The sequence below is a fragment of the Flavobacterium luteolum genome (assembly GCF_027111275.1).
GTDB lineage: Bacteria > Bacteroidota > Bacteroidia > Flavobacteriales > Flavobacteriaceae > Flavobacterium > Flavobacterium luteolum.
On sequence record NZ_CP114286.1, the window covers coordinates 2,795,224 to 2,817,308 of the forward strand.

General features: G+C 33.4%; 19 protein-coding genes and 2 tRNA genes. 12 read left to right on the forward strand and 9 right to left on the reverse strand.

Annotated elements, in window-relative coordinates:
• Window positions 1-126 precede the first annotated feature (126 nt).
• Window positions 127-939, reverse strand: coding sequence for a ferritin-like domain-containing protein (locus OZP10_RS11995; RefSeq protein WP_177210974.1), 813 nt, complete (start codon window positions 937-939; stop codon window positions 127-129).
• A gap of 25 nt (window positions 940-964) precedes the next feature.
• Window positions 965-1,711, reverse strand: coding sequence for a ferritin-like domain-containing protein (locus OZP10_RS12000; RefSeq protein WP_281631128.1), 747 nt, complete (start codon window positions 1,709-1,711; stop codon window positions 965-967).
• 209 nt (window positions 1,712-1,920) lie between these two features.
• Between OZP10_RS12000 and OZP10_RS12005 the strand changes: the two genes are divergently transcribed.
• The gene (locus OZP10_RS12005) at window positions 1,921-2,946 is read left to right on the forward strand and encodes a LacI family DNA-binding transcriptional regulator (RefSeq protein WP_177210972.1); all 1,026 of its coding nucleotides are present in this window, start codon (window positions 1,921-1,923) and stop codon (window positions 2,944-2,946) included.
• A 36-nt stretch (window positions 2,947-2,982) separates the two neighbouring features.
• Here OZP10_RS12005 and OZP10_RS12010 read toward each other — a convergent pair whose 3' ends face one another.
• Both OZP10_RS12010 and polA read right to left on the reverse strand, forming a co-directional pair.
• Window positions 2,983-4,098: a hypothetical protein gene (locus OZP10_RS12010; RefSeq protein ID WP_281631129.1), complete on the reverse strand. Its 1,116-nt coding sequence runs from the start codon at window positions 4,096-4,098 to the stop codon at window positions 2,983-2,985.
• A 138-nt stretch (window positions 4,099-4,236) separates the two neighbouring features.
• Window positions 4,237-7,077: a DNA polymerase I gene (gene polA / locus OZP10_RS12015; RefSeq protein ID WP_281631130.1), complete on the reverse strand. Its 2,841-nt coding sequence runs from the start codon at window positions 7,075-7,077 to the stop codon at window positions 4,237-4,239.
• Window positions 7,078-7,399: 322 nt separating this feature from the next.
• Here polA and OZP10_RS12020 point away from each other — a divergent pair, with 322 nt between their 5' ends.
• The 7 genes from OZP10_RS12020 (at window position 7,400) to OZP10_RS12050 (ending at window position 12,089) form a co-directional block, all read left to right on the forward strand.
• Window positions 7,400-7,615, forward strand: a complete 216-nt coding sequence (locus OZP10_RS12020; RefSeq protein WP_281631131.1) for a hypothetical protein — start codon at window positions 7,400-7,402, stop codon at window positions 7,613-7,615.
• A 24-nt stretch (window positions 7,616-7,639) separates the two neighbouring features.
• Window positions 7,640-7,819 carry a hypothetical protein gene (locus OZP10_RS12025; protein WP_281631132.1) on the forward strand — a complete coding sequence of 60 codons (180 nt, stop codon included), beginning with the start codon at window positions 7,640-7,642 and terminating at the stop codon, window positions 7,817-7,819.
• 189 nt (window positions 7,820-8,008) lie between these two features.
• A complete protein-coding gene (locus tag OZP10_RS12030; RefSeq protein WP_281631133.1) occupies window positions 8,009-8,683 on the forward strand; it encodes a response regulator transcription factor in 675 nt (224 codons plus the stop codon).
• Window positions 8,684-8,693: 10 nt separating this feature from the next.
• On the forward strand, window positions 8,694-10,022 hold the full coding sequence (locus tag OZP10_RS12035; protein ID WP_281631134.1) for a sensor histidine kinase: 1,329 nt from the start codon (window positions 8,694-8,696) through the stop codon (window positions 10,020-10,022).
• A 103-nt stretch (window positions 10,023-10,125) separates the two neighbouring features.
• Window positions 10,126-10,314, forward strand: coding sequence for a hypothetical protein (locus OZP10_RS12040; RefSeq protein ID WP_177210966.1), 189 nt, complete (start codon window positions 10,126-10,128; stop codon window positions 10,312-10,314).
• A gap of 163 nt (window positions 10,315-10,477) precedes the next feature.
• Complete coding sequence (locus OZP10_RS12045) at window positions 10,478-11,713, forward strand: metallophosphoesterase (RefSeq protein WP_281631135.1); 1,236 nt, start codon at window positions 10,478-10,480, stop codon at window positions 11,711-11,713.
• Window positions 11,714-11,786: 73 nt separating this feature from the next.
• On the forward strand, window positions 11,787-12,089 hold the full coding sequence (locus tag OZP10_RS12050) for a thioredoxin family protein (protein ID WP_008466807.1): 303 nt from the start codon (window positions 11,787-11,789) through the stop codon (window positions 12,087-12,089).
• A gap of 24 nt (window positions 12,090-12,113) precedes the next feature.
• Here OZP10_RS12050 and OZP10_RS12055 read toward each other — a convergent pair whose 3' ends face one another.
• Both OZP10_RS12055 and OZP10_RS12060 read right to left on the reverse strand, forming a co-directional pair.
• Window positions 12,114-12,755: a polysaccharide deacetylase family protein gene (locus OZP10_RS12055; protein ID WP_281631136.1), complete on the reverse strand. Its 642-nt coding sequence runs from the start codon at window positions 12,753-12,755 to the stop codon at window positions 12,114-12,116.
• Window positions 12,756-12,856: 101 nt separating this feature from the next.
• Window positions 12,857-16,135: a glycosyltransferase family 117 protein gene (locus OZP10_RS12060; protein WP_281631137.1), complete on the reverse strand. Its 3,279-nt coding sequence runs from the start codon at window positions 16,133-16,135 to the stop codon at window positions 12,857-12,859.
• Window positions 16,136-16,381: 246 nt separating this feature from the next.
• On the opposite strand from OZP10_RS12060, the gene OZP10_RS12065 reads away from it, so the two are divergent.
• Window positions 16,382-16,452, forward strand: a tRNA-Gln gene (locus OZP10_RS12065).
• 109 nt (window positions 16,453-16,561) lie between these two features.
• Window positions 16,562-16,632, forward strand: a tRNA-Gln gene (locus OZP10_RS12070).
• Window positions 16,633-16,867: 235 nt separating this feature from the next.
• Here the strand turns inward: OZP10_RS12070 and OZP10_RS12075 are convergent.
• The 3 genes from OZP10_RS12075 to OZP10_RS12085 form a co-directional block, all read right to left on the reverse strand.
• The gene (locus OZP10_RS12075) at window positions 16,868-17,674 is read right to left on the reverse strand and encodes an AraC family transcriptional regulator (RefSeq protein WP_281631138.1); all 807 of its coding nucleotides are present in this window, start codon (window positions 17,672-17,674) and stop codon (window positions 16,868-16,870) included.
• A 60-nt stretch (window positions 17,675-17,734) separates the two neighbouring features.
• Entirely contained in the window at window positions 17,735-19,156 is a 1,422-nt protein-coding gene (locus OZP10_RS12080; protein WP_281631139.1) for an aldehyde dehydrogenase family protein, read from the reverse strand.
• Between the two features lie 172 nt (window positions 19,157-19,328).
• Window positions 19,329-20,153, reverse strand: a complete 825-nt coding sequence (locus tag OZP10_RS12085; protein WP_281631140.1) for a universal stress protein — start codon at window positions 20,151-20,153, stop codon at window positions 19,329-19,331.
• Window positions 20,154-20,327: 174 nt separating this feature from the next.
• Between OZP10_RS12085 and rimP the strand changes: the two genes are divergently transcribed.
• Together rimP and nusA are read left to right on the forward strand one after the other, a co-directional pair.
• Complete coding sequence (gene rimP, locus OZP10_RS12090) at window positions 20,328-20,792, forward strand: ribosome assembly cofactor RimP (RefSeq protein WP_162536295.1); 465 nt, start codon at window positions 20,328-20,330, stop codon at window positions 20,790-20,792.
• A 19-nt stretch (window positions 20,793-20,811) separates the two neighbouring features.
• Window positions 20,812-22,065, forward strand: a complete 1,254-nt coding sequence (gene nusA / locus OZP10_RS12095; protein WP_095927936.1) for a transcription termination factor NusA — start codon at window positions 20,812-20,814, stop codon at window positions 22,063-22,065.
• Window positions 22,066-22,085 lie beyond the last annotated feature (20 nt).

The following is a 22,085-nucleotide window of genomic DNA, read 5'->3' on the forward strand; positions in this document are numbered from 1 at the left end:
CCAAATACCTGAAAAGAATATTTTATATCCTGAAAATCAGGGGTTCAGTTTTTTAATTAATTAATGAATAAAAAAACCGTCTCTACAATAATGTCAAGACGGTTAAATATTTAGAGAAAAAAGTAATTATACGATAAATATATTAGCGATGTCTACAACCTGCTGAGTTGTAAGTGGCTCATCATAAGCTTCTGAGCCTGCTGCAGGTCCAAAAGCAGTTGCTGTATTAAATCCTGCTTGCATGGTTACGCCTTCGCCATCATAAACTGCTTGTGTTGCTGCAGGCATGCCAGCACCTCGTTCGGCATTAGAGATCCATCCTTTTAAACCTCTTAGTCGTCTAACTTCAGAAGCATGACGTGCTTCAACAGAATGAATCTGCAATGCTGCAGTCAATAAATCGGGTGTAGTAATTAAGTTAGCAGCTTGTCCTTTGTAGGCTCGAACTCCAGTATCTTCAAATGCTTGTGCTAAAGCCAAAAATGTTGGGTAATCATGAAAAGGATCAAAAGCACCGCCAACCGTAAAGTCAAAAGTAGGTTTAGGAACGAAATTGGCACTTGCTGTACCGCCTAAACCTGCAATTAAAAATTTAACATGATCAGATTCGTGTGCCGCTATTTGCTGAAATACTTTTAAATCACGCCCGCCATTTTCAGAAGCCGGAATTACGCCAGAATCTAAAGCCATGGCGTAAAATTCGTTTTCAAGATATTCTAAGGTCAGCGCAAATTGCAAAGCTCCAATAGGTGTTGCCGGTGTTGCTGTAATGTCTTTTGCGAAAGCTTTATTGGTGAGAGCTGACAATCCGAATGGAATTGATGCTAAAGCTAAATTTTTTCCAATATTCCCAAACTGTGTAAAACTGTCTCTTCGAGAACCAGTGCTATTCATCAAATTATCATCAGTAAAGGATTCTATAAATTTTAAAATGTTCATAATTTCTAAGTTTTAGCGGTTAAGATTAAGGCAAGTATTTAGCTGTAAATTTTGTGGTAATAAAACCAGCAGCAATCGGTAGGATTTTAGATGGATCTTTTGCGTCATCTAAACCTGTTGACATATTTACAATATCGTCTCCGGCAAAATCTTTCGAATTCGGATTGATTAAACTTCTTATTGCGGCCGCGTGTCTGGCTTCAACTGAAACAATTTTTCCGGCTAATAATAAGTAGTCTGCTGTTTTAATTAATCTTCCTGCTCCGTTATAAGCAGCAACGCCAGTATCTTCTAGTGCTTTTGCAGTAGCTAGAACTTCGGTGCGGCTGTTGAAATTTAAAGAACCATAATTAAAGGCTAAAGAAGGAAGTAATTGTGAACTTGGATCGGGAAGTGCTCCATTTAATGCAGCTTTGAAGAAATCTCTGTGAACCACTTCGTGATGGTATAAATCAGTCAAAACTTCGCGTTCAAGACTGCTAAATACAGTGTTAAAACTACTTGCATTAACAACTTTAGTATAAAAGTCGGCTTCTAATTGTTCTAGAGCATAAGCATACGATAATACTCCAAAATCTCCGGAGCCTAAATCAAAAACACCATTTCTTACTCCTGGCAAAGAAGTGTCTGGCATATCATTGTTGTTATCATTATCGCTACAGCCAGCCAAAACCAGACCTGTGGTCATTAATGTTAATCCGCTGAGCTTAAGAAAGCTCCTTCTGCTATTCAGTGAAGGGTTAACTTTATGAATTTTAACTTCGTTTTTCATAATCAAGTTTTTTATTAGGTTAACAACATTGGTTTTTCAGTTAACTGGTATTTAGTTATTAACGAAATTTTAGTAAGAGCGGTTTTAAAATCTCGGTTTAATTAAATATTATTTCGAAATGACTTATATTTTTAAATACTAATAGCTTGTTTTTGTTTTATTTTAGGTAATTCTACTATATTTGTATTAATTACATAAAATTCAATTGGATGAAAGCTAAAGCAACTCTAAAACAAATTGCGAAAGAACTTGGTGTTTCTGTTTCGACTGTATCTAAAGCGTTGAATGACAGTCCAGAAATTAGTGAACAAACGAAGGTGAAGATTAAGGAGTATGCCAAACTCAAAAACTATAAGCCGAATGTCATTGGTTTGAATCTAAAGAATCGTAAAACAAAAACGATTGGAGTAATTATTCCAAATATTCTAAATTCTTTCTTTGCGAAAGTTTTTAGCGGTATTGAGAAAGTTGCCGATAAAAAAGGATATAATGTAATTACCTGTATCTCTAACGAATCTTTAGAAAAAGAAATCCACACGCTTGAAATGTTAAGCAACGGAACTATTGACGGATTTATTCTTTCGGTTTCTGAAGAAGCTCAAAAGCTTCAGGATTACAATCACTTTTCGGAAATTATTAATGATGGGACGCCAATTGTGATGTTTGACCGTATTGCTGATGAAGTAGACTGTGATAAGGTTGTTGTAGATGATTTCGATTCAGCATTAAATTCGACACAGCATTTAATTAATCTTGGATGTAAAAATATCGCTTTAATATCTTCTGTAGATAATTTAAGTGTTGGAAAATTAAGAGCCGACGGATATTTGAAAGCTTTAAAAGACAATAATATTCCGGTTAATGAAAAAATCATTCTTCGTACCGATTCTGAAGATGATATGAAAAGTAAAATTGATGCAATTTTTGACAATAAAATTGACGGAATTTTTGCCTTGGATGAAAATGATTCAGTTGCAGCTTTGCGAGTAAGTTTGAAAAAAGGATATAGAGTTCCAGAAGATATTTCGATTATTGGTTTTGCAGATGGTATTTTGGCTTCAAGACGTTTATCGCCAAGTTTGACTACGGTAAGTCAGCATGGTGTTGAAATTGGAGAAGTTGCCGCAAAAAGATTAATTGAAAGATTGGAAGAGCCGGAAGGAACAGTTTCTGAATATGAAACGATTGTCATCAAAACAAAATTGAAAGAAAGAGAATCTACAAGAAAAGTATAAAATAATAAAAGCCATCCGCAACGGATGGCTTTTTTATTATAATGAATAAGGAAATTTTGGGTTCTTATACTTTTTTAATTTCTCAAAAGGAACTAAAAAAGATTCTTCACAAGATCTTGCTGCTCTATAAAAAATAGGAGTAAATTCAATTCCTTTTTCTGTGTAATTCCAAGAAGGAAAATCCCAATATTCTTCGTTGGTATAATCACAATAATCATCTTCATTTTTTGGTTTTTCAAAATGTTCCTGAGAATTAATTACAGCAAGTAATTTCGGTGCAAAATAATCATTTCGATATTTTGAAAAAGCATCAAAATTATTCTCTTTGTCGCCAGTTACGCTTTTGTCAAAAGCTAGAATATCATCAATTCCATATTGTTTTCCGTTGTTTAAATCAATAAGATAACCGCTACTTCCAAAATCGGGATGAGCGCCTCCGCAGTCCCAAAACATCGAAACTTGGAAACCTAATAAATCATTATTCAGAAAGTTGATTGTCGTATTTCCTTCAATGCCTTTTCCTTGGCTGTATTCAAAACTAGAAGCGCAATTAAGCTGAGATAATGTATTTTCAATATGTATGCTTTCTAAGATCGGATTAATCAAAGCCTTGTTTTTCTCCGAAAAATTAGCTCCTAATCTAAAAAAATCAGAATCACAATGTTTTTCAGTATACCAGACAAATTCTTTATTGTTGTAAGTTGTGGTTTTCTGTTTTTTAAATTCAAGAAATTTATATTTCACGAGATTAAGACGTTCGTCGTCAAACCTAATTTTGAGATTTGATTTGTAATTATCAAAATTTACTGGTTCAAGATGAACAGCCAATTGTTTTTCTTTAGCATCATACCAGAATCCATCAAAATTATTACCCGATTTTTTTAGGTAGAATTTTTCAGTAACATTATCGCCAGGTTTAAAATAGAACGTAAAATTATTATTGTCCTTTAATTTTCCTTCGAGCTTAATATCTTTTAATGAACTTTTATAGAAATATACAGCATTGAGATTATTCTCGTTATCTGAGTTGTAGACTTGAACAGTCATGAAAATAGTGCTTTTGCCTAAAGTTCCTTCTAGATAATAAATTTTGCTCTGACAAATTGCAATTGTTGAATAAAGCAGAAATAGGTATAAGAAATATTTCTTCATTTTACTTTCTTTTAAATCTTTAAAGGTTGTTATAAAAGTTGTAAATGTAGTAAAAGTAAAATTCTTACAATGTTGTTTTTAATGAATAAAAAAACCGTTCAATTTTGAACGGTTTTTTAAGTATGAAGAATAATTTTTTTAGTGCGCTTCTAGCCAATCTTTACCCATTCCGAGTTCAACTTCTAAAGGGACTGACAATTTGAAAGCATTTTCCATTTCGTGTTTAATCATAGGCTGAATTTTTTCGAGTTCGTCGTTGTGAACATCGAACACAAGCTCATCATGTACTTGTAGTAACATTTTTGATTTCCAGTTTTCGTCACGAAGTTTTTTGTGAATATTAATCATTGCAATTTTAATCACATCGGCTGCGCTTCCTTGAATTGGTGCATTTACAGCATTTCGTTCTGCAGCGCTTCTTACAACGGCGTTGGCCGAATTAATATCTTTTAAATAACGGCGACGACCTAAAATGGTTTGTACATAACCTTTTTCACGTGCAAATTCGACTTGTTCTGAGATATAAGATTTAAGACGAGGATATGTTTTATAATAAGCATCAATCAATGCAGCGCTTTCGCTTCTTGATAGCGAAGTTTGATTACTCAAACCAAAAGCAGAAACACCATAAATAATTCCGAAGTTTACGGTTTTGGCATTGCTTCTTTGTTCGCGAGAAACTTCTTCAAGAGCAACATCAAAAACTTTTGCTGCGGTAGCTCTGTGAATGTCTTCTCCGTTTTGGAAAGCTTTAATCATATTTTCTTCACCACTCAAAGCGGCAATAATTCTCAATTCGATTTGAGAGTAATCGGCAGAGATTAAAGTATGGTTTTCATCGCGTGCCACGAAAGCTTTACGAATCTGACGGCCTCTTTCGGTACGAATCGGAATATTTTGCAAGTTCGGATTATTAGAGCTCAAACGTCCAGTTGCCGCAACAGTCTGCATATAATCGGTATGAACGCGTAACGTTTTTTTGTCTACCTGTTCTGGTAAAGCTAGAATGTATGTACTCTGTAATTTTACCATTTGACGCCAATCCAAAATTTGTTTTACAATTGGGTTGTCATTGGCCAAATCAGTCAAAACTTCTTCGCCAGTTGCATACTGTCCCGTTTTGGTTTTCTTTTGCTTAGCGCCGCCAATTTTTAGTTTGTCAAACAAAATATCTCCTAATTGTTTTGGAGAAGCCAAGTTGAATTTTTCACCAGCGGTTTCATATATTTTTTCTTCTAAAGCTTTGATTTCAACTTCCATTTCAGAAGACATTGCTTTTAAGAAATCTACATCCAAACGAATTCCTTCCGTTTCCATATCGGCCAATACGCTTACTAATGGAATTTCGATTTCGTCAAATAACTTTTTAGTTTCTGTTTTATCTAATTCTGTTGTAAAGATTTCTTTTAATTGTAATGTAATATCGGCATCTTCTGCAGCATATTCTTTAATGTCTTCTAAAGGAACATCGCGCATGTTAAGCTGATTTTTCCCTTTTTTTCCAATTAAAGTTTCAATAGATTTTGGAGAATATTTTAAATATGTTTCGGCTAAAATATCCATATTATGACGCATATCTGGATTAATCAAATAATGCGCAATCATGGTGTCAAAAAGTTTTCCTTTTACAGTAACGCCGTAATTAGCAAGAATTTTTAAATCGTATTTTAAGTTTTGTCCAATTTTCTCGATGTTTTCATTTTCAAAAAACGGAACAAATTTATCTACCAAAGTTTTTGCTTCTTCCTGACTTTCTGGAAACGGCACATAAAATGCTTTTCCTTTTTCGTAAGAGAAAGACATTCCAACCAATTCTGCATGTAAAGCATCGATTCCTGTGGTTTCAGTATCAAAACAAACTGAAGTCTGTTTTTGTAAATTCTGCAAAAGCATTTTAATGCCTAAATCGCCTTGAATGGTTTGGTAAAAATGCTCTGTGTTTTCTAAAGTATTATAAAACGAAGTTCTTTCGATTTCAGCATTTTCCCCATTCGTATTTCCGCCTCCAAAAAGATCAAATTGGTCTTCGTTTTTAGGTTGTGCTTTTTTGTACAATTTGGCATCAGGAGCTGGAGCAGCAGTTTGCGCGCCATCAGTTTTAAACAAATTGTCAAACTGCTCTGCCATTCTTCTAAACTCTAATTCTTGAAAAATAGCATCTGTTTTTTCGATATCTGGGCGAGAAAGTTCGTAATCTTCTTCATTAAAAGCCACATCACAATCTGTGATAATTGCGGCCAGTTTTTTAGAAAGAATACCTTTTTCTTTATTCGCTTCGATATTTTCTTTCATTTTACCTTTTAGTAAATGTGTATTTTCTAAAAGGTTTTCCATTGTTCCAAATTCTTTTAGGAACTTTTTAGCCGTCACTTCTCCAACACCTGGTAATCCTGGAATGTTATCAATTGCATCACCCATCATTCCAAGAAAATCGATTACCTGTTCAGGCCTTTCGATTTCAAATTTTGCCAAAACTTCAGGAACTCCCCAAATTTCGATTCCGTTACCCATACGGGCAGGTTTATACATAAAAATGTTTTCAGAAACTAATTGGGCAAAATCCTTATCTGGAGTTACCATGTAGACTTTGTAGTTTTGTTTTTCTGCCTGTTTCGCAATTGTTCCAATTAAATCATCGGCTTCACAACCTTCAAGTTCAATAATTGGAATGTGCATAGCTTTTAATAATTCCTGAATATATGGAACAGCAATTTTAATTGCTTCTGGAGTTGCATCTCGATTGGCTTTGTAATCAACAAACATTTCAGTTCTTACATGACTTCCGCCTTTATCAAAAGCAACAGCCAAGTGATCTGGTTTTTCTCTTTTAATAACATCCAAAAGTGAGTTCATAAAACCCATAATTGCAGATGTATCCATTCCTTTTGAGTTGATTCTCGGGTTTTTAATAAAAGCGTAATAACCACGAAAAATTAGTGCATAAGCATCTAGAAGAAAAAGGCGTTTTTGAGTTGACATATTAAAAATATTAGTCTGTAAAAATAAACAATTGGGTTTTAAAAAACGATTCAGTTCTTGAAAATTAATTTTGTTTCACCATATAAGTAATATAAGTCTATTTTAGTAGAGACGCACCGCAGTGCGTCTCCTCGGTGACTTGAATAAAGCTGAAAACGATTATTTAAATGACCCCATATGGCTCATGGAAAAAAAAAAGTTACCAAGCGTTAATATCAAGTTAAATTTTTTTATTCAGTGATTTCTTCATTTTCTCTTCATGTTGCGAAAGTAATTTTGATCTGTAAAATAAAAGGTTATTAATTCTTAAATCTTAGAAATCATGAGAAATTTATTAATGTTACTAGTAGCAGTTTTAGGAACAAGTGCAATGGTTCACGCATTTCCTGCAAAAGATGGAAAAGAAGCTCCGGCGAAAGAAGTAAAAGCAACAAAACATCCTAAAAAAAGCAAATCAGATCAAAAAACAAAATCAGTGAAAAGTGAAGCACCAAAAACAGAGGCGGCTAAACCAGAAACTGCAAAAATGAAAAAATAACAAATAATTAAAAAAATAGAAATCATGAAAAATTTATTTATTGTATTGGCAGCAGTTTTAGGAACAAGTGTAATGGTAAGCGCTCAAACAACTCCATCTCAAGCAGCACCAACGAAAGAGGTAAAAGCTACAAAACATCATCACAAAGGAAATAAAAAAGCAAAAGCTGAAGCTCCAAAAGAAGAAGTAACGCCTGCAAAATAAGAATTGCTCTCGTTTTGTTTTCGAAGCATTGTAATGAACGAAGGCAAAACAGGAATAATGATTATGAGAATGCGATTGAAGAAGCTGATGAAGAAATTTATCAGCTTTTTTCATTAGTTAATTTTTTAATAATGTGTAGCTGAACTTTTGAGAATTGATTAATTTTAGTAATGCTTAAATGCCATGTGTATGAATATTTTAATTGTTGAAGATAATAAAGAACTTGCTGTAGAAGTTTACGATTTTTTGTGCAATGCAGGTTATATCTGTAAAATTGCAAATAACTGTGCTGAAGCTTTGGAAGAATTTGGAAGCAATGATTACGATGCCATGCTATTGGATTTGGGTTTGCCTGATGGAGACGGTTTTGAGGTTTTACAGACGATTCGAAAAACAAAATCAAAGATTGCGGTAATTGTACTTACAGCACGCGGAGAATTGGATGACAGGATTAATGGACTTCATCTTGGAGCCGACGATTATTTGACAAAACCTTTTGCTTTGACAGAATTGGCTGCAAGGCTGTTTGCTGTAATTCGCAGGATTCATGGTTTTACTTTAAACAATTTAAGCATTCATGGTTTTCTGCTGCAGCTTCAGGATTATAAAGTGAGCTTTAATGAAACTCCGTTAAGTCTTACCAAAAAAGAATTTGATATTTTTCAGTATCTAGTTCTCAATAAAAATCGAGTTATTACAAGGTTACAATTGACCGAACATATTTGGGGCGATATTCTGGAAGTGAATTCAGATTCTAATTTTATAGATGTTCATGTTCGAAATCTGAGAAAGAAATTAGATAAACATACGACTATAGATTGGTTTGAGACCGTTCGTAATGTGGGTTATCGTATAAACGAATAAAATTATTCTTGTGAAAATAAAACATCAATTAGCCATTTTTAATGCTATGACCAGGTTGCTGGTCATTTTGATTTTATGGCTGATGCTTCCTATTTTGGTAGAAAATGTGGTGTATCATCATATTAATAATAGTCTGCTGGAGAAAAAGAAAAAGTTTATTGAGCATCTTAATCAAGAGGAAATCAATGATTTTATAGAGAATCCAGATGATACGACAGAGACCTTTTCTGAATTTTCGACACTTCATAGCGAGTTTTTAGTGCTTTCCAGAATGCCGATAAAACAGCATCAGAAGAAAACAACTTTTACCAATGAATATCGCAAGATTGAAAATGAAGAAAGCGAATACAGAATATTACAGCATCATTTTACATACGAAGGGCAAGATTATCAGCTTGAAATTGGAAGTAGTTTAAGCGAGGTAAACGATTTGACTTTTGTAATAAAGCTTTTTATTATCATTGTTTTTGTTATCATTCTATTTATTACTTTTTTGGCTGATACTTTTTACATTGAATATCTTTTAAAACCATTCTATAAAATTATTGATACCAAGATTAGGCGTGTAAACGAACCTGAAATGTTTGATCATACTCCGATAAAAGCGGCTTCAAGAGACTTTAGGGAATTGGATTTTGTTTTGAATCAAATGATGGATCGTATTGCCGAAGTTTTTAAAAAAGAAAAGCAGTTTATTTCGAATGTTTCGCACGAGCTTTTAACTCCGATCGCATTGCTTAAAAATAAACTTGAAAACTTGCTACAGAATGAATCTTTAGATGATAATGCGGTTGATAAAATTGCGGGATCTCTAAAGACGCTGGATATGCTGAAAAAAATTATCAATAATTTATTGCTGATTTCCAGAATAGATAATAACCAATATGAGTTGAATGAAGAGATTAATCTTCGCGAAATCGTTTCTGATTTACAGGAAGACCTTCAAGATCGTATCGATTATAAAGAAATTCAGTTTCAAAATAGGATGCAAAACACTTTTGTTTTCATTGGAAACAAAACTTTAATTCATATTCTGATTTATAATTTAGTAACCAATGCCATAAAATATAATAAACCACAAGGAAAGATTGTCATTGAAGACGGTTATGATGATAATCACTATTTTATTTTGGTAAAAGATTCTGGCATTGGAATGGATGAATCGCAACTAGAAAAAATATTCAGCCGTTTTACCAGAATAAGTTATGATCAGGAAGGGCAGGGCTTAGGTCTTGCAATTGCTAAGAGTATTGCCTCTTTTCATCATATAGAAGTTACTGTAGAATCTCAATTGGAGCAGGGTACTTCTTTTAAATTATGGTTTCAAAAACACAATTAAAAGTTAAAATTCTCTATAAGACTTTTTCTTCATTTTTTCTTCATTTTGTGGTTATACCTTTGACTTATAAATAATGAAAATAACAATCAAAAAATTTAAAGTCATGAAAAAATTAGCAATTTTAGCAGTAGCAGTTTTAGGAACAGTTGCAATGGCAAGTGCACAAACAACTCCAGCACCAGCAAAAACAAAAGAGGTGAAAACTGAAAAGCAAGATAAAAAAGCAAACAAAAAAGCTAAAGGAGAGAAAAAAGCAGAAGCTGCAAAAACAGAAACTCCAAAAGCAAAATAATATAAGATTCTTAAGTCTTAAGATTAAATAGTTTTAAAGGTTGGTAGGTTAAAGCTGGAAGAGACATCTTTCAGCTTTTTTATGTTTTGCAGCGTTAAATTTTTTATAATAAAAAGAAATAGAATTTTCATTCTTTGTTACTTTGTTTAAAACTATATATTAAATGATCTTTCGTTTTGTAATTCTATGCGCTCTTTTATTATTTATTGAGTTCTATTCATATCAGGCTTTTCGAACTTTAATCAAAACACGTTGGATTTTGATTAGCTATCAAGTTATAAGTTTACTGGTCTTAGTCTTTATTATCTATTCTTTTTCACAAGTTGATCGCTCTGTTGGTCAGACTAGGCAATTTATGTTTACCACAGGTTTGATGCTGACGGTATATGTGCCTAAAATTGTGCTTACATTAATAATGTTTGGTGAGGATATTTTTAGGATAGGAGCAAGCATCTTAAATTATTTTGTTTATAATACTCCTCGAAAAGAAATGATGCCCGACAGGCGAAAGTTTGTTAGCCAGATTGCATTAGGGTTGGCTGCAATTCCGTTTCTATCTATTATTTACGGAATTTTTGAAGGGAAGTACAATTTCAAAGTAATCAAACAAACTGTGTTTTTTCCTGATCTTCCAGATGCTTTTGACGGTTTTAAAATCACACAGATTTCTGATGTTCACAGCGGAAGTTTTGATAATCCAGAGAAAATAAATTATGCCATTGATCTGATCAATGCACAAGAATCAGACTTGATTTTGTTTACTGGAGATATTGTCAATACGCATGCTAAAGAAATGCACCCTTGGCTGGAAACTTTTAGCCGTATTAAAGATTATAAATATGGGAAGTTTGCAGTTTTAGGAAATCACGATTACGGCGAATATGTGACTTGGCCTTCTGAAAAAGAAAAAGACGAAAATTTTAAGGCAATTAAAAATTTATATGGCCAAATTGGTTTTAAATTAATGCTGAACGAACATACTTATATTCAAAAAGGCGATGATAAAATCGCTTTGATTGGAGTAGAAAATTGGGGAGTGAATTTTAAGAAAGCAGGTGATTTAAATAAAGCTTCAAAAGATGTGCATCAGGACGATTTTAAAGTTTTAATGAGCCATGATCCAAGCCATTGGGATGCCGAAATTAAAGATCATCCAAAGAATTTTCATTTGACTTTCGCAGGCCACACGCACGGTATGCAATTTGGAATTGAGATTCCAGGCTATTTTAAATGGAGTCTAGCGCAATACATTTATAAACAATGGGCGGGATTGTACGAAAACGTCGGAAGATACGTTTATGTTAACCGTGGATTTGGTTTTCACGCCTATCCAGGACGAGTTGGAATTATGCCTGAAATAACAGTAATTGAACTAAAAAAAGGCCGTAATGTCGGTTAATTCGTTAAAAATGCTACATTTGTATAATATTTATTTCTTTTAAGAGATTTAAAAAACTTAATTTTTTGGTTTTATGTCAAAATTTGGAGAACTAATAAATGCTCAAGTTCCAGTGTTAATTGATTTTTACACAGATTGGAATGAATCTTCAGTTTCTATGCATCCTGTTATTAAGGACGTAGCCGCTGCGCTTGGCGATAAGGCCAAAGTAATCAAAATTGATGTAGATAAAAATCAGGAACTAGCAGAAGCACTTCGTATTAAAGGGCTTCCAACTTTAATGATTTACAAAGAAGGGCAAATGATCTGGAGGCAATCTGGAGAACTTGATGCCAATACTATAATTGGAATTGTTCAGGAACAATTTAACGTCTAAATAACTTCTCTTTTTTGATGTTATTTAGTGAATAATGTCAAACTTATATCCATTTTCTTTTAAAAAATGCAGTGTTCGAGGCAAAGCAAATCTTAGATTTGGAGAAGCTTTAATACTGTCATGAAAAACAATTACGCTGCCAGATTTTACATTTTTAGTTACATTTTCAAGGCATTTTTCTGGGGTGATGCTTTGATCAAAGTCTGCGCTTAAAACATCCCACATTACTATTTTATAGCCTAAACTTCTTAGGATTTTAGATTGTGCTTTTTTGATCTTTCCATAAGGTGGACGGAACAATAAGCGATGAGGAGCTTTCTCTTGCTCATCTAAAACAGCAGCACAGTTTTTTACATTTTCAATATAATCATTCGTATGGATTTTCCATCCATTCACATGATTCATGGTGTGATTGCCAATTGAATGTCCGTCGGTAATTAACTTTTCAAATAAAGCCAGATTCGCTTTAATATTTTTTCCGATGCAGAAAAAGGTAGCTTTTGCATCAAATTTTCTTAATTCAGATAAAACCCAGTCTGTAATTTCTGGAGTTGGGCCATCATCAAAAGTGAGGTATATTTTCTTTTCGTTGTTAGGAATGTCCCAGCAATATTTAGAAAACACCTTTTTTATAAATGCGTTAGTTTTTACCCAATAGAAGCTCATTTTGAATTAAAATTGTATTAGTATGTATAAAATTAAAAAATGCAGCGCTATTTATCAAACAGCGCTGCATTTTTTTAATAAGTAAGATTTTCGTATATTATTTATTCTTTTTCACGTCCAAAGCGCTCAAAAACATTTACGTAAGTGTTAAATGTAGTTTTGTGTTGGTTGTAAAAAGCAGTGTCTTTATTATTATCCATTACATGCAGCAAGCTTCTGTAACGCTCAATATCTGTAATAATATCTACAGCTAAATCAGTTTGGTCAGAAGGAGTCAATGTACTGTAATAGTTTAGATTCTCTTTGTATTTCTGAACTAATTTATTTAAAAGATCTTGTGCTTTGACTTTTTCTCCAACTTTGTAATAGCCATCAGCAAAAGCTTCAACTAATGAATAATACCCATATTTGTCCAAAGGCATTTTAGTCATCGCTAAATTGATTACATTTTTAGCCTTGTCAATTTTGCCTTCTTCAATAAGCTGATTCATTAATCTCGAAAGATTAGTACGGTAAGTAATACTGTTTCTTCTAGTTTCAGGATCATGATAAATGTTTCCATTGCTATTTCCCCAATCCCATTTCATTACAATATCGTACATTTTATCTGCATCAATTTGTCCCATATCTAATGGTCCGCCATCTTTAGAAGGAGTATTTTTTACTGGAACTAATTTATAAACCATTCCGTCCAATTGCAGATAATCTTTTAACCATAAATAATCTTCATCATCAAAAGCTCCACCACTAAAGTAAATAGGTCTCTTCCAGTTGTTATTTGCTAAAATATCAAACATCATTAAACGGTTTTTGTATAATGCGCTTCCTTTGATATCAATGTCTAAGTAAGGAACAATAGAATCGTAATATTTAGGATTAACTACTTTGTTCTGAATAATAGTGTTTTTATCCACATTAACTCTAATCTTATTTGTTGGATAGAAATGGATAGTTTGTCCATTTTGTAAACCAACAGTCGATTTAGGGTTTTTGATGAAATCGATAAAATCTTTAATGTTCCAACGTGTATCAATTTTCTGGATATACGCCGTGTAATCTAAATTATCCCCTACATATTGACTATGTACAAAAGAAATTGGCAACGGATTTGATTCATAAGACTTCGCTTTCATTTGATCAATGTACCAGTCTGTCATAAATAAACTCGTGTTTACAATTTTAACATCGGTTCTAAAATGCTCGATTTCTTGAGCATACCAAAGTGGGAAAGTGTCGTTATCTCCAATCGTAAATAAAATAGCATCTTTATCGCAAGAACTTAAATAAGCTTTTGCCATTGCAACTGCTGTATATCTTCCAGATCTATCGTGATCATCCCAGTTTTGAGAAGCCATTAAAATTGGTGCAGCCAATAAACTTCCGGCAATGACTACTGGTCCAGCAATTTTTGGAGCCAGATATTTGTATAAGCTTTCATAAAGCGAATAAACACCAAATCCGATCCAGATGGCAAAGACATAGAAGGAGCCTACAAGAGCATAATCTCTTTCACGAGGCTCAAATGGTCTTTCATTTAAATATATTTTTAGTGCAATTCCTGTGAATAAAAACAAAGCTAAAAGAACGTAGAAGCTCTTTAAATCTTTGTTAGCATGGTACATGATACCAATTAAACCTAAGATAAACGGAAGGAAATAATAAGCATTACGTCCTTTGTTGTTTAAAACATCTGTTGGCAGATTGTCTTGAGAACCTAAATGAACAGAGTCTAAAGCTTTGATTCCGCTGATCCAGTTTCCATCCAAATTATCATATTTACCTTGCTGATCATTTTGGCGCCCAACGAAATTCCACATTAAATACCTCCAATACATGTATCCAAATTGATACTCAAACATAAAACTGAAGTTGTCTGCTGTAGATGGTTTTTCGATAAGTAAATATTCGCCGTAGCTTCTTAAGAATTTTACGTAACCTTCGTTATCAATTTGTTTTTGAGCGTAAGCTTTTCTAAACTCAGAAACTGTTTTTTCAACTTCATTACGCAATTGAGCTGTAGCCTTATTGTATTCGTCTTCGCTTAATTGGCTTGCATCGATTCCATATTTTGCCAAATCTTCATCATAATTATAATTAGGATTGATTCGGAACTTTGGAGGATTTGTAAAGTTGATATAATTTTGAATATGACCTGTTTCTGTACTCCACATTCTAGGCAGAATTGCTTTCTGATTGTCATCAGAATTTTGTTCAGCATTTTTATAATTATTGGTAATAATGTATTTACCTGTTTTATAATCTCTTTCGTAGTTTGGTTTTTTATCTAAATAAGGGGTTTTAGCATCAAGACCAGCGAAAAGTTCAGTGTATTGAGGTCCGTAAAACAAAGGATTCACTCCATATTGCTCACGATTATAATAAGCTAAAACCTCAGTAGCATCAGATGGTTTATTTTCGTTAATAACTGTGTTAGCGTTTGCACGAACAGGCAACATCAACCAAGTTGAGAAACCAATTAGGATGAATAAAACACACAATATAATAGTGTTGTAGAATATTAAGCCTTTTTGTCTGGTGTATTTTAATCCAAAATAGAAAAACGCAATAAATACTAATGCAACAAAGATAGTTCCTGAATTGAATGGAAGTCCCATACTATTTACCATGAAGATTTCGGTTTTTCCGAAAAATGCCATAGTCAATGGAAGCAATAACTTGAAAATGAATAATAAAATTCCAATAACAACTACATTGGCAATAAGGAAATTCTTAATCGTAACTTTTTCGTAGTGTTTGAAATAGTATAAGAATCCAATAGAAGGAATAGTTAAAAGTGCCATAAAGTGAACTCCAAATGAAAGACCAATAACCAACGAAATAATTAAAAGCCATTTGTTTCCTTTTGGTTTGTCCATGTCTTGCTCCCAACGTAAACCAAGCCAGAAAAGCAATGCAATTAATAAAGAAGCCATTGCGTAAACTTCGGCTTCTACAGCATTAAACCAAAAACTGTCAGAAAATGTATATGCTAAGGCGCCTACAAAAGAACTTCCTAAAATAACAATCGAATTGTTTTGGTCAATCTCAGCAAAACGAGCTACAATCTTTTTCAAAATCATAGACGATGACCAGAACATAAATAATATGGTAAATGCACTAGAGAAAACAGACATCATGTTAACCATAAGAGCCACATGCTGAGCATCTATTGCAAACATGGCAAAAAATGCACCCATCATCTGGAAAAGCGGAGCTCCCGGCGGGTGACCTACTTCAAGTTTAGCTGCGGTAGCAATATATTCTCCGCAATCCCAAAAGCTCATTGTAGGTTCTACTGTTAAGGTGTAAGTTATTAAAGCGATTGCAAATGCAAACCAACCAATAATTGTATTCCATTTATTGAAATTGAATTGTGCCATATTTAGGTGTTAAAAATTTGAATGTTTTTCTATCCTACAAAGAAAATGTTTTTTTACTTAAAGAAACGAGCATTAACAAAAAATTCTATAATTCTATAAGTGTAAAGTAATATGTTGGCTGTGAGGAGTTTTTGAAGTTGAAGCGTTTTTTAATGTAAAAAAAATCAAAAAAAATGATTTTTTTTGATCAAAAAGTTTGCACAAACTAAATAAAGACTTAAATTTGCACTCGCTTTACAGCACTGCTGGTCTATGGTGTAATGGTAACACTACGGTTTTTGGTGCCGTCTTTCTAGGTTCGAGTCCTAGTAGACCAACAGAAAAGTCTCTCAGAAATGAGAGACTTTTTTTTATTTAAAAAAGTTTGCTTTAAAATTTGCATAAATTAAATAAAGTTTTAATTTTGCACCCGCTTAACCGCACTGCTGGTCTATGGTGTAATGGTAACACTACGGTTTTTGGTGCCGTCTTTCTAGGTTCGAGTCCTAGTAGACCAACAGAAAAGCCTCTCAGAAATGAGAGGCTTTTTTTATGCTTTAAATTCTGGCTGTTTTTTAACCGCAAAGTGCGCTAAGATATACGCAAAGTATACAAAGATGTTTTTAGGGTATGCAAAATCCGTAAAGCGTTATAATTTGTAAAGCCTTCTTTTGTTTTAAATATAGCCCGTGGTTTTAACCACGGGAGATTTATTGCGAAAGATGTATTCTGGGAGGTCTATTGTGGAAGGGTCTATTTATGATTTAAAGAAGAAGGAACGATTCCGAATTTCTTTTTAAATGAAAAAGAAAAATGCGAGAGATCTTCAAAGCCAACGCCAATATAGACTTCAGATGGTGGATTTCCTTGGCTGATTAAATAATAAGCTTCTTGAAGTCTTTTGTTTAAAAGCCATTTTCCAGGAGTTTGCTGAAAAACTTTTTGAAAATCTCTTTTAAATGTGGCTAAACTTCTTCCTGTGAGATAGGCAAACCGCTGCATTTGAACATTAAAGTGGAAGTTTTTATTCATAAAGGCTTCTAGGTCAATTTTTCCAGGCTCGTTAAAATCAAATAATATGTCTTTTAATTCAGGATTTACTTTTAATAAAAGATGAATAGCTTCTTTGATTTTTAAATTGAATAAAGCTTCGTTGTTTTCTTCCTCGACTTCTAGATAGGATATCAGTGATTCCATAAAAGATTTGTAGAGTGGGTTAGGGGCTAATGAAAACATGGCATCTGTTTCTGCTTTTTTATCCGCTTTTAAATTATATTCTTTGCTGATCTCTCTTAAAATTTCTTGATCGAGAAAAAGAGAAATCGTTTTGAATTCTCCTCCTGCTGGTGGAATTTTAGTAAACTTAGCCAAGTGGTTTCGTCTGCTGAAACGGAAGTCTCCAGGTTTTGAATGAAAAGTATTTTGATTGTCTATAACAATCATTTCGCCAGAAATCTGATAGCTAAAAACATGTTCGGGTATAAAATGTTCGCCCTCTCGACTGCGAGAGTAATAGCAGGAGTAGAGTATTTTTGGCTTTGTATGCGGTTTTGTGCTCATATTGTAAAAATACTAAAATCTGGAAATCTTTAGATGTAAAGACTTCCAGATTGATGAAGATTATTTTGACTGAATTAGTGCTCTTGGTTCTAAGTAGGCTTCTAGGCCAAGCGTTCCGAATTCACGTCCAATTCCAGATTGTTTAAATCCGCCAAAAGGAGCCATTGGATCGTGACCGATTCCGTTGATCTGAACACGTCCTGCATTAATTTGAGAAGCAACTCGATGGGCTCTTTCGGTATTTGAAGAGCTTACGTAAGCTTGCAAGCCGTATGTTGTATCATTGGCAATTTCGACGGCTTCTTCTTCTGTTTTATAGGTAATGATAGATAAAACAGGGCCAAATATTTCTTCTCTTGCAATTCGCATTTGATTAGTTACATTGATAAAGACTGTTGGTTTAACAAAATTTCCGTTTTCTAATCCTTCTGGTTTTCCTAATCCACCTATCAGTATTTCTGCGCCTTCGTTGATTCCAATTTGAATATAGTCTTGAACGCGGTTAAACTGTTTTTTGCTAACCATTGGCCCGACTGCGGTATTTGGATTTTTAGGATTGCCAACAATGAAGTTTGGGATTGTTTCTTTTATAAGAGATTTTACTTCGTCTAATTTGTCTTCTGGAATTAATAATCTAGTTCCGGCAATACAAGCCTGTCCGCTATTCATAAATGCTGCTCCAAGTGCAAGCGGAATGGCTTTTGAGAAATCGGCGTCATCTAGAATGATATTTGGAGATTTTCCGCCAAGTTCTAGAGTTACTCTTTTCATGGTGTTGACAGCTTCCTTTGCTATTATTTTTCCAACATTGGTTGATCCTGTAAAAGATATTTTAGCAATATTTGGGTTTCTGCTTATTTCGGCACCAACAACTTCGCCCAATCCATTTACGATATTAAATACGCCTTTCGGAAGATTTGCTTCGTGAAGGCACTCGGTAATTAATTGTGTTTGTTGGGCGCTCATTTCGCTTGGTTTGATTACGGTTGTGCATCCCGCTGCAATTGCTGTAGATAATTTGCTGCTGATAAAGCCATTGCTTGAGTTCCAGGGAATTATGATTCCCACAACGCCGATAGGTGCCATTTGAACCTCGGATTCTCCCATTGTTTTAATAAAATCGTATGAATTAAGGAGGTTTATTGATGAATCAAAGCCTTTTAGCATGTAATCGTAGCTTACGCTTGCGAATTGAAATGTACCACCGTATTCTTCTATCATTACATTGATAAAATCGTCTTTTCTTTTTTCGATAGAAGATTTAATGTTTTTGAGGTATAGAATTCTTTCTGAAACTGTTGTTTTTGAGAAAGTTTTGAAGGCGTTTTTTGCTGCTTCAATTGCTTTTTGGGTGTCTTCTATGTTGCCTAAAAGGACTTTTCCTAATTTTTCGTTTGTTGTCGGGCTGATAAGGTCAAAATATTCTGTTCCTTGTGGAGTAACAAATTCTCCATTAATGTAAATTTTGTCTATTGTTTTCATTTTGTTCTTTTTTTAATGAATTTTTATTTGACAAAGTTCTGTATTAAATGTACTTATGGTTTTGTTGTGAGGCTCAGATGAACTTTGTTGAAAAGCTCATTTTTTTTGTATTTTTATAAAAAAAAAGCTTCCCGTTTGAGAAGCTTTGAAAAGTAAGGTGAATTATGTTAGATTAGATTTTTAATGTTATAATAGGTTTGATGGCATGATTAACCAAGCCTTCGCTTATGCTTCCATTAAAGAAGTGTGCGAAACCAGTTCTTCCATGTGTGCACATTCCGATAACATCGGCATTTATTCTATTGGAGAAATTTATAATTCCTTTTTCAATATTGGTGTCGTTGTAGATTTGAGTGGTGTAATTAGTGATGTCAAATTCTGCAACAAAATCATTCATTGCTTTTTCGCTTACGTGAGTTGGCTTGAAGCTGTTGGGTGTGCAAATGGTAACTAAGTGTAATTTTGAATCAAATAGCTTGGTGAAATTTAAAAGTTTTTCAAATGGTTTTTTAGCTTCTTCAGAGAAATCAGAGGCAAAAACAATATTAGAAGCATTAAAATTTGGAATGTTTTTCTTGATGACTAAAACAGGAATTTCGGAATTTCTTACTACTTTTTCGGTATTAGAACCTATTAATAATTCTTCGACTCCAGAAGAGCCATGAGATCCCATGATAATTAGGTCAATATTATAATCTTTGCTTATTTGTGTAATGCCATGTATAGGTTTGTCTATTTTTACAATCTCGGTTACAGGAATTCCTTTTAGGTATTCTCTAGAAGCAACTTCATCGAGAGTTTCGTTTGCTTTCTTCATAAAAAGCATCGTTTCAGGAATGCTTGTTCCGCCTACTATCGCATCGTTTGATTGCTGTGGCAATTCAAGCATGTGAAGAAGAATGATTTCGGAATTGTTCTTTTTTGCGATTTGAGAGGCGACTCTTAAGGCGTCTTCTGCGTGTTCGGAGAAGTCGGTAGGTACTAAAATTCGTTTCATGATTTTGAGGGTTAAAATGGGAATAATTCTGTGTTTTTAATACTCTTATAAAGATATGGAATTATTTTAGAGCAATCAATTTATTTGATTTATAAAAAAAACACTATATTTGCACTGTTATTTATTAAAATCTAAATAATGAGGGGACTAAGTGTCCCCTCTTTTTATAAAATTATGACATTTAAAGAAAAAGTAAACGGATTAATTACAGAAGCTCTTCTGGAAAAACCATCAGTCTTTTTGGTTGATTTGGCAGTTTCGGATTCTTTTAAAATTAGTGTTGGTTTAGACGGAGATAATGGAGTGGCGCTGCAAGACTGTATTGATATTAGTCGTGCAATCGAGAATAATCTGGATCGTGAAGAACAGGATTTTTCGCTTGAAGTAGCATCGGTTGGAGTAGGAACTCCTTTGAAAATGATAAGACAATACAAAAAAAATGTTGGTAGAACGTTGATTGTTACCACAAATACAGAAAAAATTGAAGCAGAATTAGTAGAAGCTAATGATGTTTTTATAATTTTGTCTTGGAAAGCAAGAGAACCGAAAAAAGTAGGAAAAGGAAAAGAAACAGTTCAAAAAGAGCAACAAATACCTTATACAGAAATTAAAGAGGCAGTTGTTACGGTAACATTTTAATTTTAATTAAAAAATTCGCATGGAAAATTTAGCATTAATCGATTCATTCTCAGAGTTTAAAGATAATAAACTTATTGATCGTGTAACGCTTATGGCAATTTTAGAGGACGTATTTAGAAATGCATTAAAGAAAAAATACGGTTCAGATGAAAATTTCGATATCATTATTAATCCTGATAAAGGGGATATGGAAATTTGGAGAAGAAGAGTAATTGTTGCCGATGAGGATCTTGATTTTGAAAATGAGGAAATTACATTGACTGAAGCAAGAAAGATTGAAGCGGATTTTGAAATTGGTGAAGAGGTTTCTGAAGAAGTAAAGTTGATTGATTTAGGAAGAAGAGCTATCTTAGCGCTTCGTCAGAATCTTATATCTAAAATTCACGAACACGATAATACAAATTTATACAAACAGTTTAAAGATATTATCGGGGATATTTATACAGCAGAAGTACATCACGTGCGTCCAAGAGTAGTTATCTTGGTTGATGATGAAGGAAATGAAATTGTGCTTCCAAAAGAAAAACAAATTCCATCTGACTTTTTCCGTAAAGGAGATAATGTTCGTGGAATCATTGAAAGCGTTGAGTTAAAAGGGAATAAACCTCAAATTATTATGTCTAGAACTTCAGAAAAGTTCTTAGAAAAATTATTTGAGCAAGAAATTCCAGAAGTTTTTGACGGATTAATTACTGTGAAAAACGTAGTTCGTATTCCAGGTGAAAAAGCAAAAGTAGCTGTTGATTCTTATGATGATAGAATTGATCCAGTTGGAGCTTGTGTGGGAATGAAAGGTTCTCGTATTCATGGAATTGTTCGCGAATTAGGAAATGAAAATATTGATGTAATCAATTATACAAACAATATTCAATTATTTATAACAAGAGCTTTAAGTCCTGCTAAAGTTTCTTCTATCAAAATTGATGAAGATAACAAAAGAGCTGAAGTGTTCTTGAAATTAGAAGAGGTTTCTAAAGCAATTGGTAGAGGTGGTCACAATATCAAATTAGCTGGTCAATTGACAGGTTACGAGCTAGATGTTATTCGTGAAGGAGATGTTGCCGGTACTGTTGCAGATGAAGACGATGTTGAATTAACAGAGTTCTCAGATGAGATCGAAGAGTGGGTAATTGAAGAGTTTGCAAAAATCGGTTTGGATACTGCAAAAAGTATCTTGAAACACGACGTAGAAGATTTAGTAAGAAGAACAGACTTAGAAGAGGAAACTATTCTAGATGTTATGAAGATACTAAAAGAAGAGTTTGATAATTAAGCAATAGCTTACATCTGCTC

Bases quoted from the DNA above. Each gene is read 5' to 3' on its own strand.
- OZP10_RS11995 (WP_177210974.1), bottom strand. From the start codon at position 939: ATGAACATTTTAAAATTTATAGAATCCTTTACTGATGATAATTTGATG.
- OZP10_RS12000 (WP_281631128.1), bottom strand. From the start codon at position 1,711: ATGAAAAACGAAGTTAAAATTCATAAAGTTAACCCTTCACTGAATAGC.
- OZP10_RS12005 (WP_177210972.1), top strand. From the start codon at position 1,921: ATGAAAGCTAAAGCAACTCTAAAACAAATTGCGAAAGAACTTGGTGTT.
- OZP10_RS12010 (WP_281631129.1), bottom strand. From the start codon at position 4,098: ATGAAGAAATATTTCTTATACCTATTTCTGCTTTATTCAACAATTGCA.
- polA (WP_281631130.1), bottom strand. From the start codon at position 7,077: ATGTCAACTCAAAAACGCCTTTTTCTTCTAGATGCTTATGCACTAATT.
- OZP10_RS12020 (WP_281631131.1), top strand. From the start codon at position 7,400: ATGAGAAATTTATTAATGTTACTAGTAGCAGTTTTAGGAACAAGTGCA.
- OZP10_RS12025 (WP_281631132.1), top strand. From the start codon at position 7,640: ATGAAAAATTTATTTATTGTATTGGCAGCAGTTTTAGGAACAAGTGTA.
- OZP10_RS12030 (WP_281631133.1), top strand. From the start codon at position 8,009: ATGAATATTTTAATTGTTGAAGATAATAAAGAACTTGCTGTAGAAGTT.
- OZP10_RS12040 (WP_177210966.1), top strand. From the start codon at position 10,126: ATGAAAAAATTAGCAATTTTAGCAGTAGCAGTTTTAGGAACAGTTGCA.
- OZP10_RS12045 (WP_281631135.1), top strand. From the start codon at position 10,478: ATGATCTTTCGTTTTGTAATTCTATGCGCTCTTTTATTATTTATTGAG.
- OZP10_RS12050 (WP_008466807.1), top strand. From the start codon at position 11,787: ATGTCAAAATTTGGAGAACTAATAAATGCTCAAGTTCCAGTGTTAATT.
- OZP10_RS12055 (WP_281631136.1), bottom strand. From the start codon at position 12,755: ATGAGCTTCTATTGGGTAAAAACTAACGCATTTATAAAAAAGGTGTTT.
- OZP10_RS12060 (WP_281631137.1), bottom strand. From the start codon at position 16,135: ATGGCACAATTCAATTTCAATAAATGGAATACAATTATTGGTTGGTTT.
- OZP10_RS12075 (WP_281631138.1), bottom strand. From the start codon at position 17,674: ATGAGCACAAAACCGCATACAAAGCCAAAAATACTCTACTCCTGCTAT.
- OZP10_RS12080 (WP_281631139.1), bottom strand. From the start codon at position 19,156: ATGAAAACAATAGACAAAATTTACATTAATGGAGAATTTGTTACTCCA.
- OZP10_RS12085 (WP_281631140.1), bottom strand. From the start codon at position 20,153: ATGAAACGAATTTTAGTACCTACCGACTTCTCCGAACACGCAGAAGAC.
- rimP (WP_162536295.1), top strand. From the start codon at position 20,328: ATGACATTTAAAGAAAAAGTAAACGGATTAATTACAGAAGCTCTTCTG.
- nusA (WP_095927936.1), top strand. From the start codon at position 20,812: ATGGAAAATTTAGCATTAATCGATTCATTCTCAGAGTTTAAAGATAAT.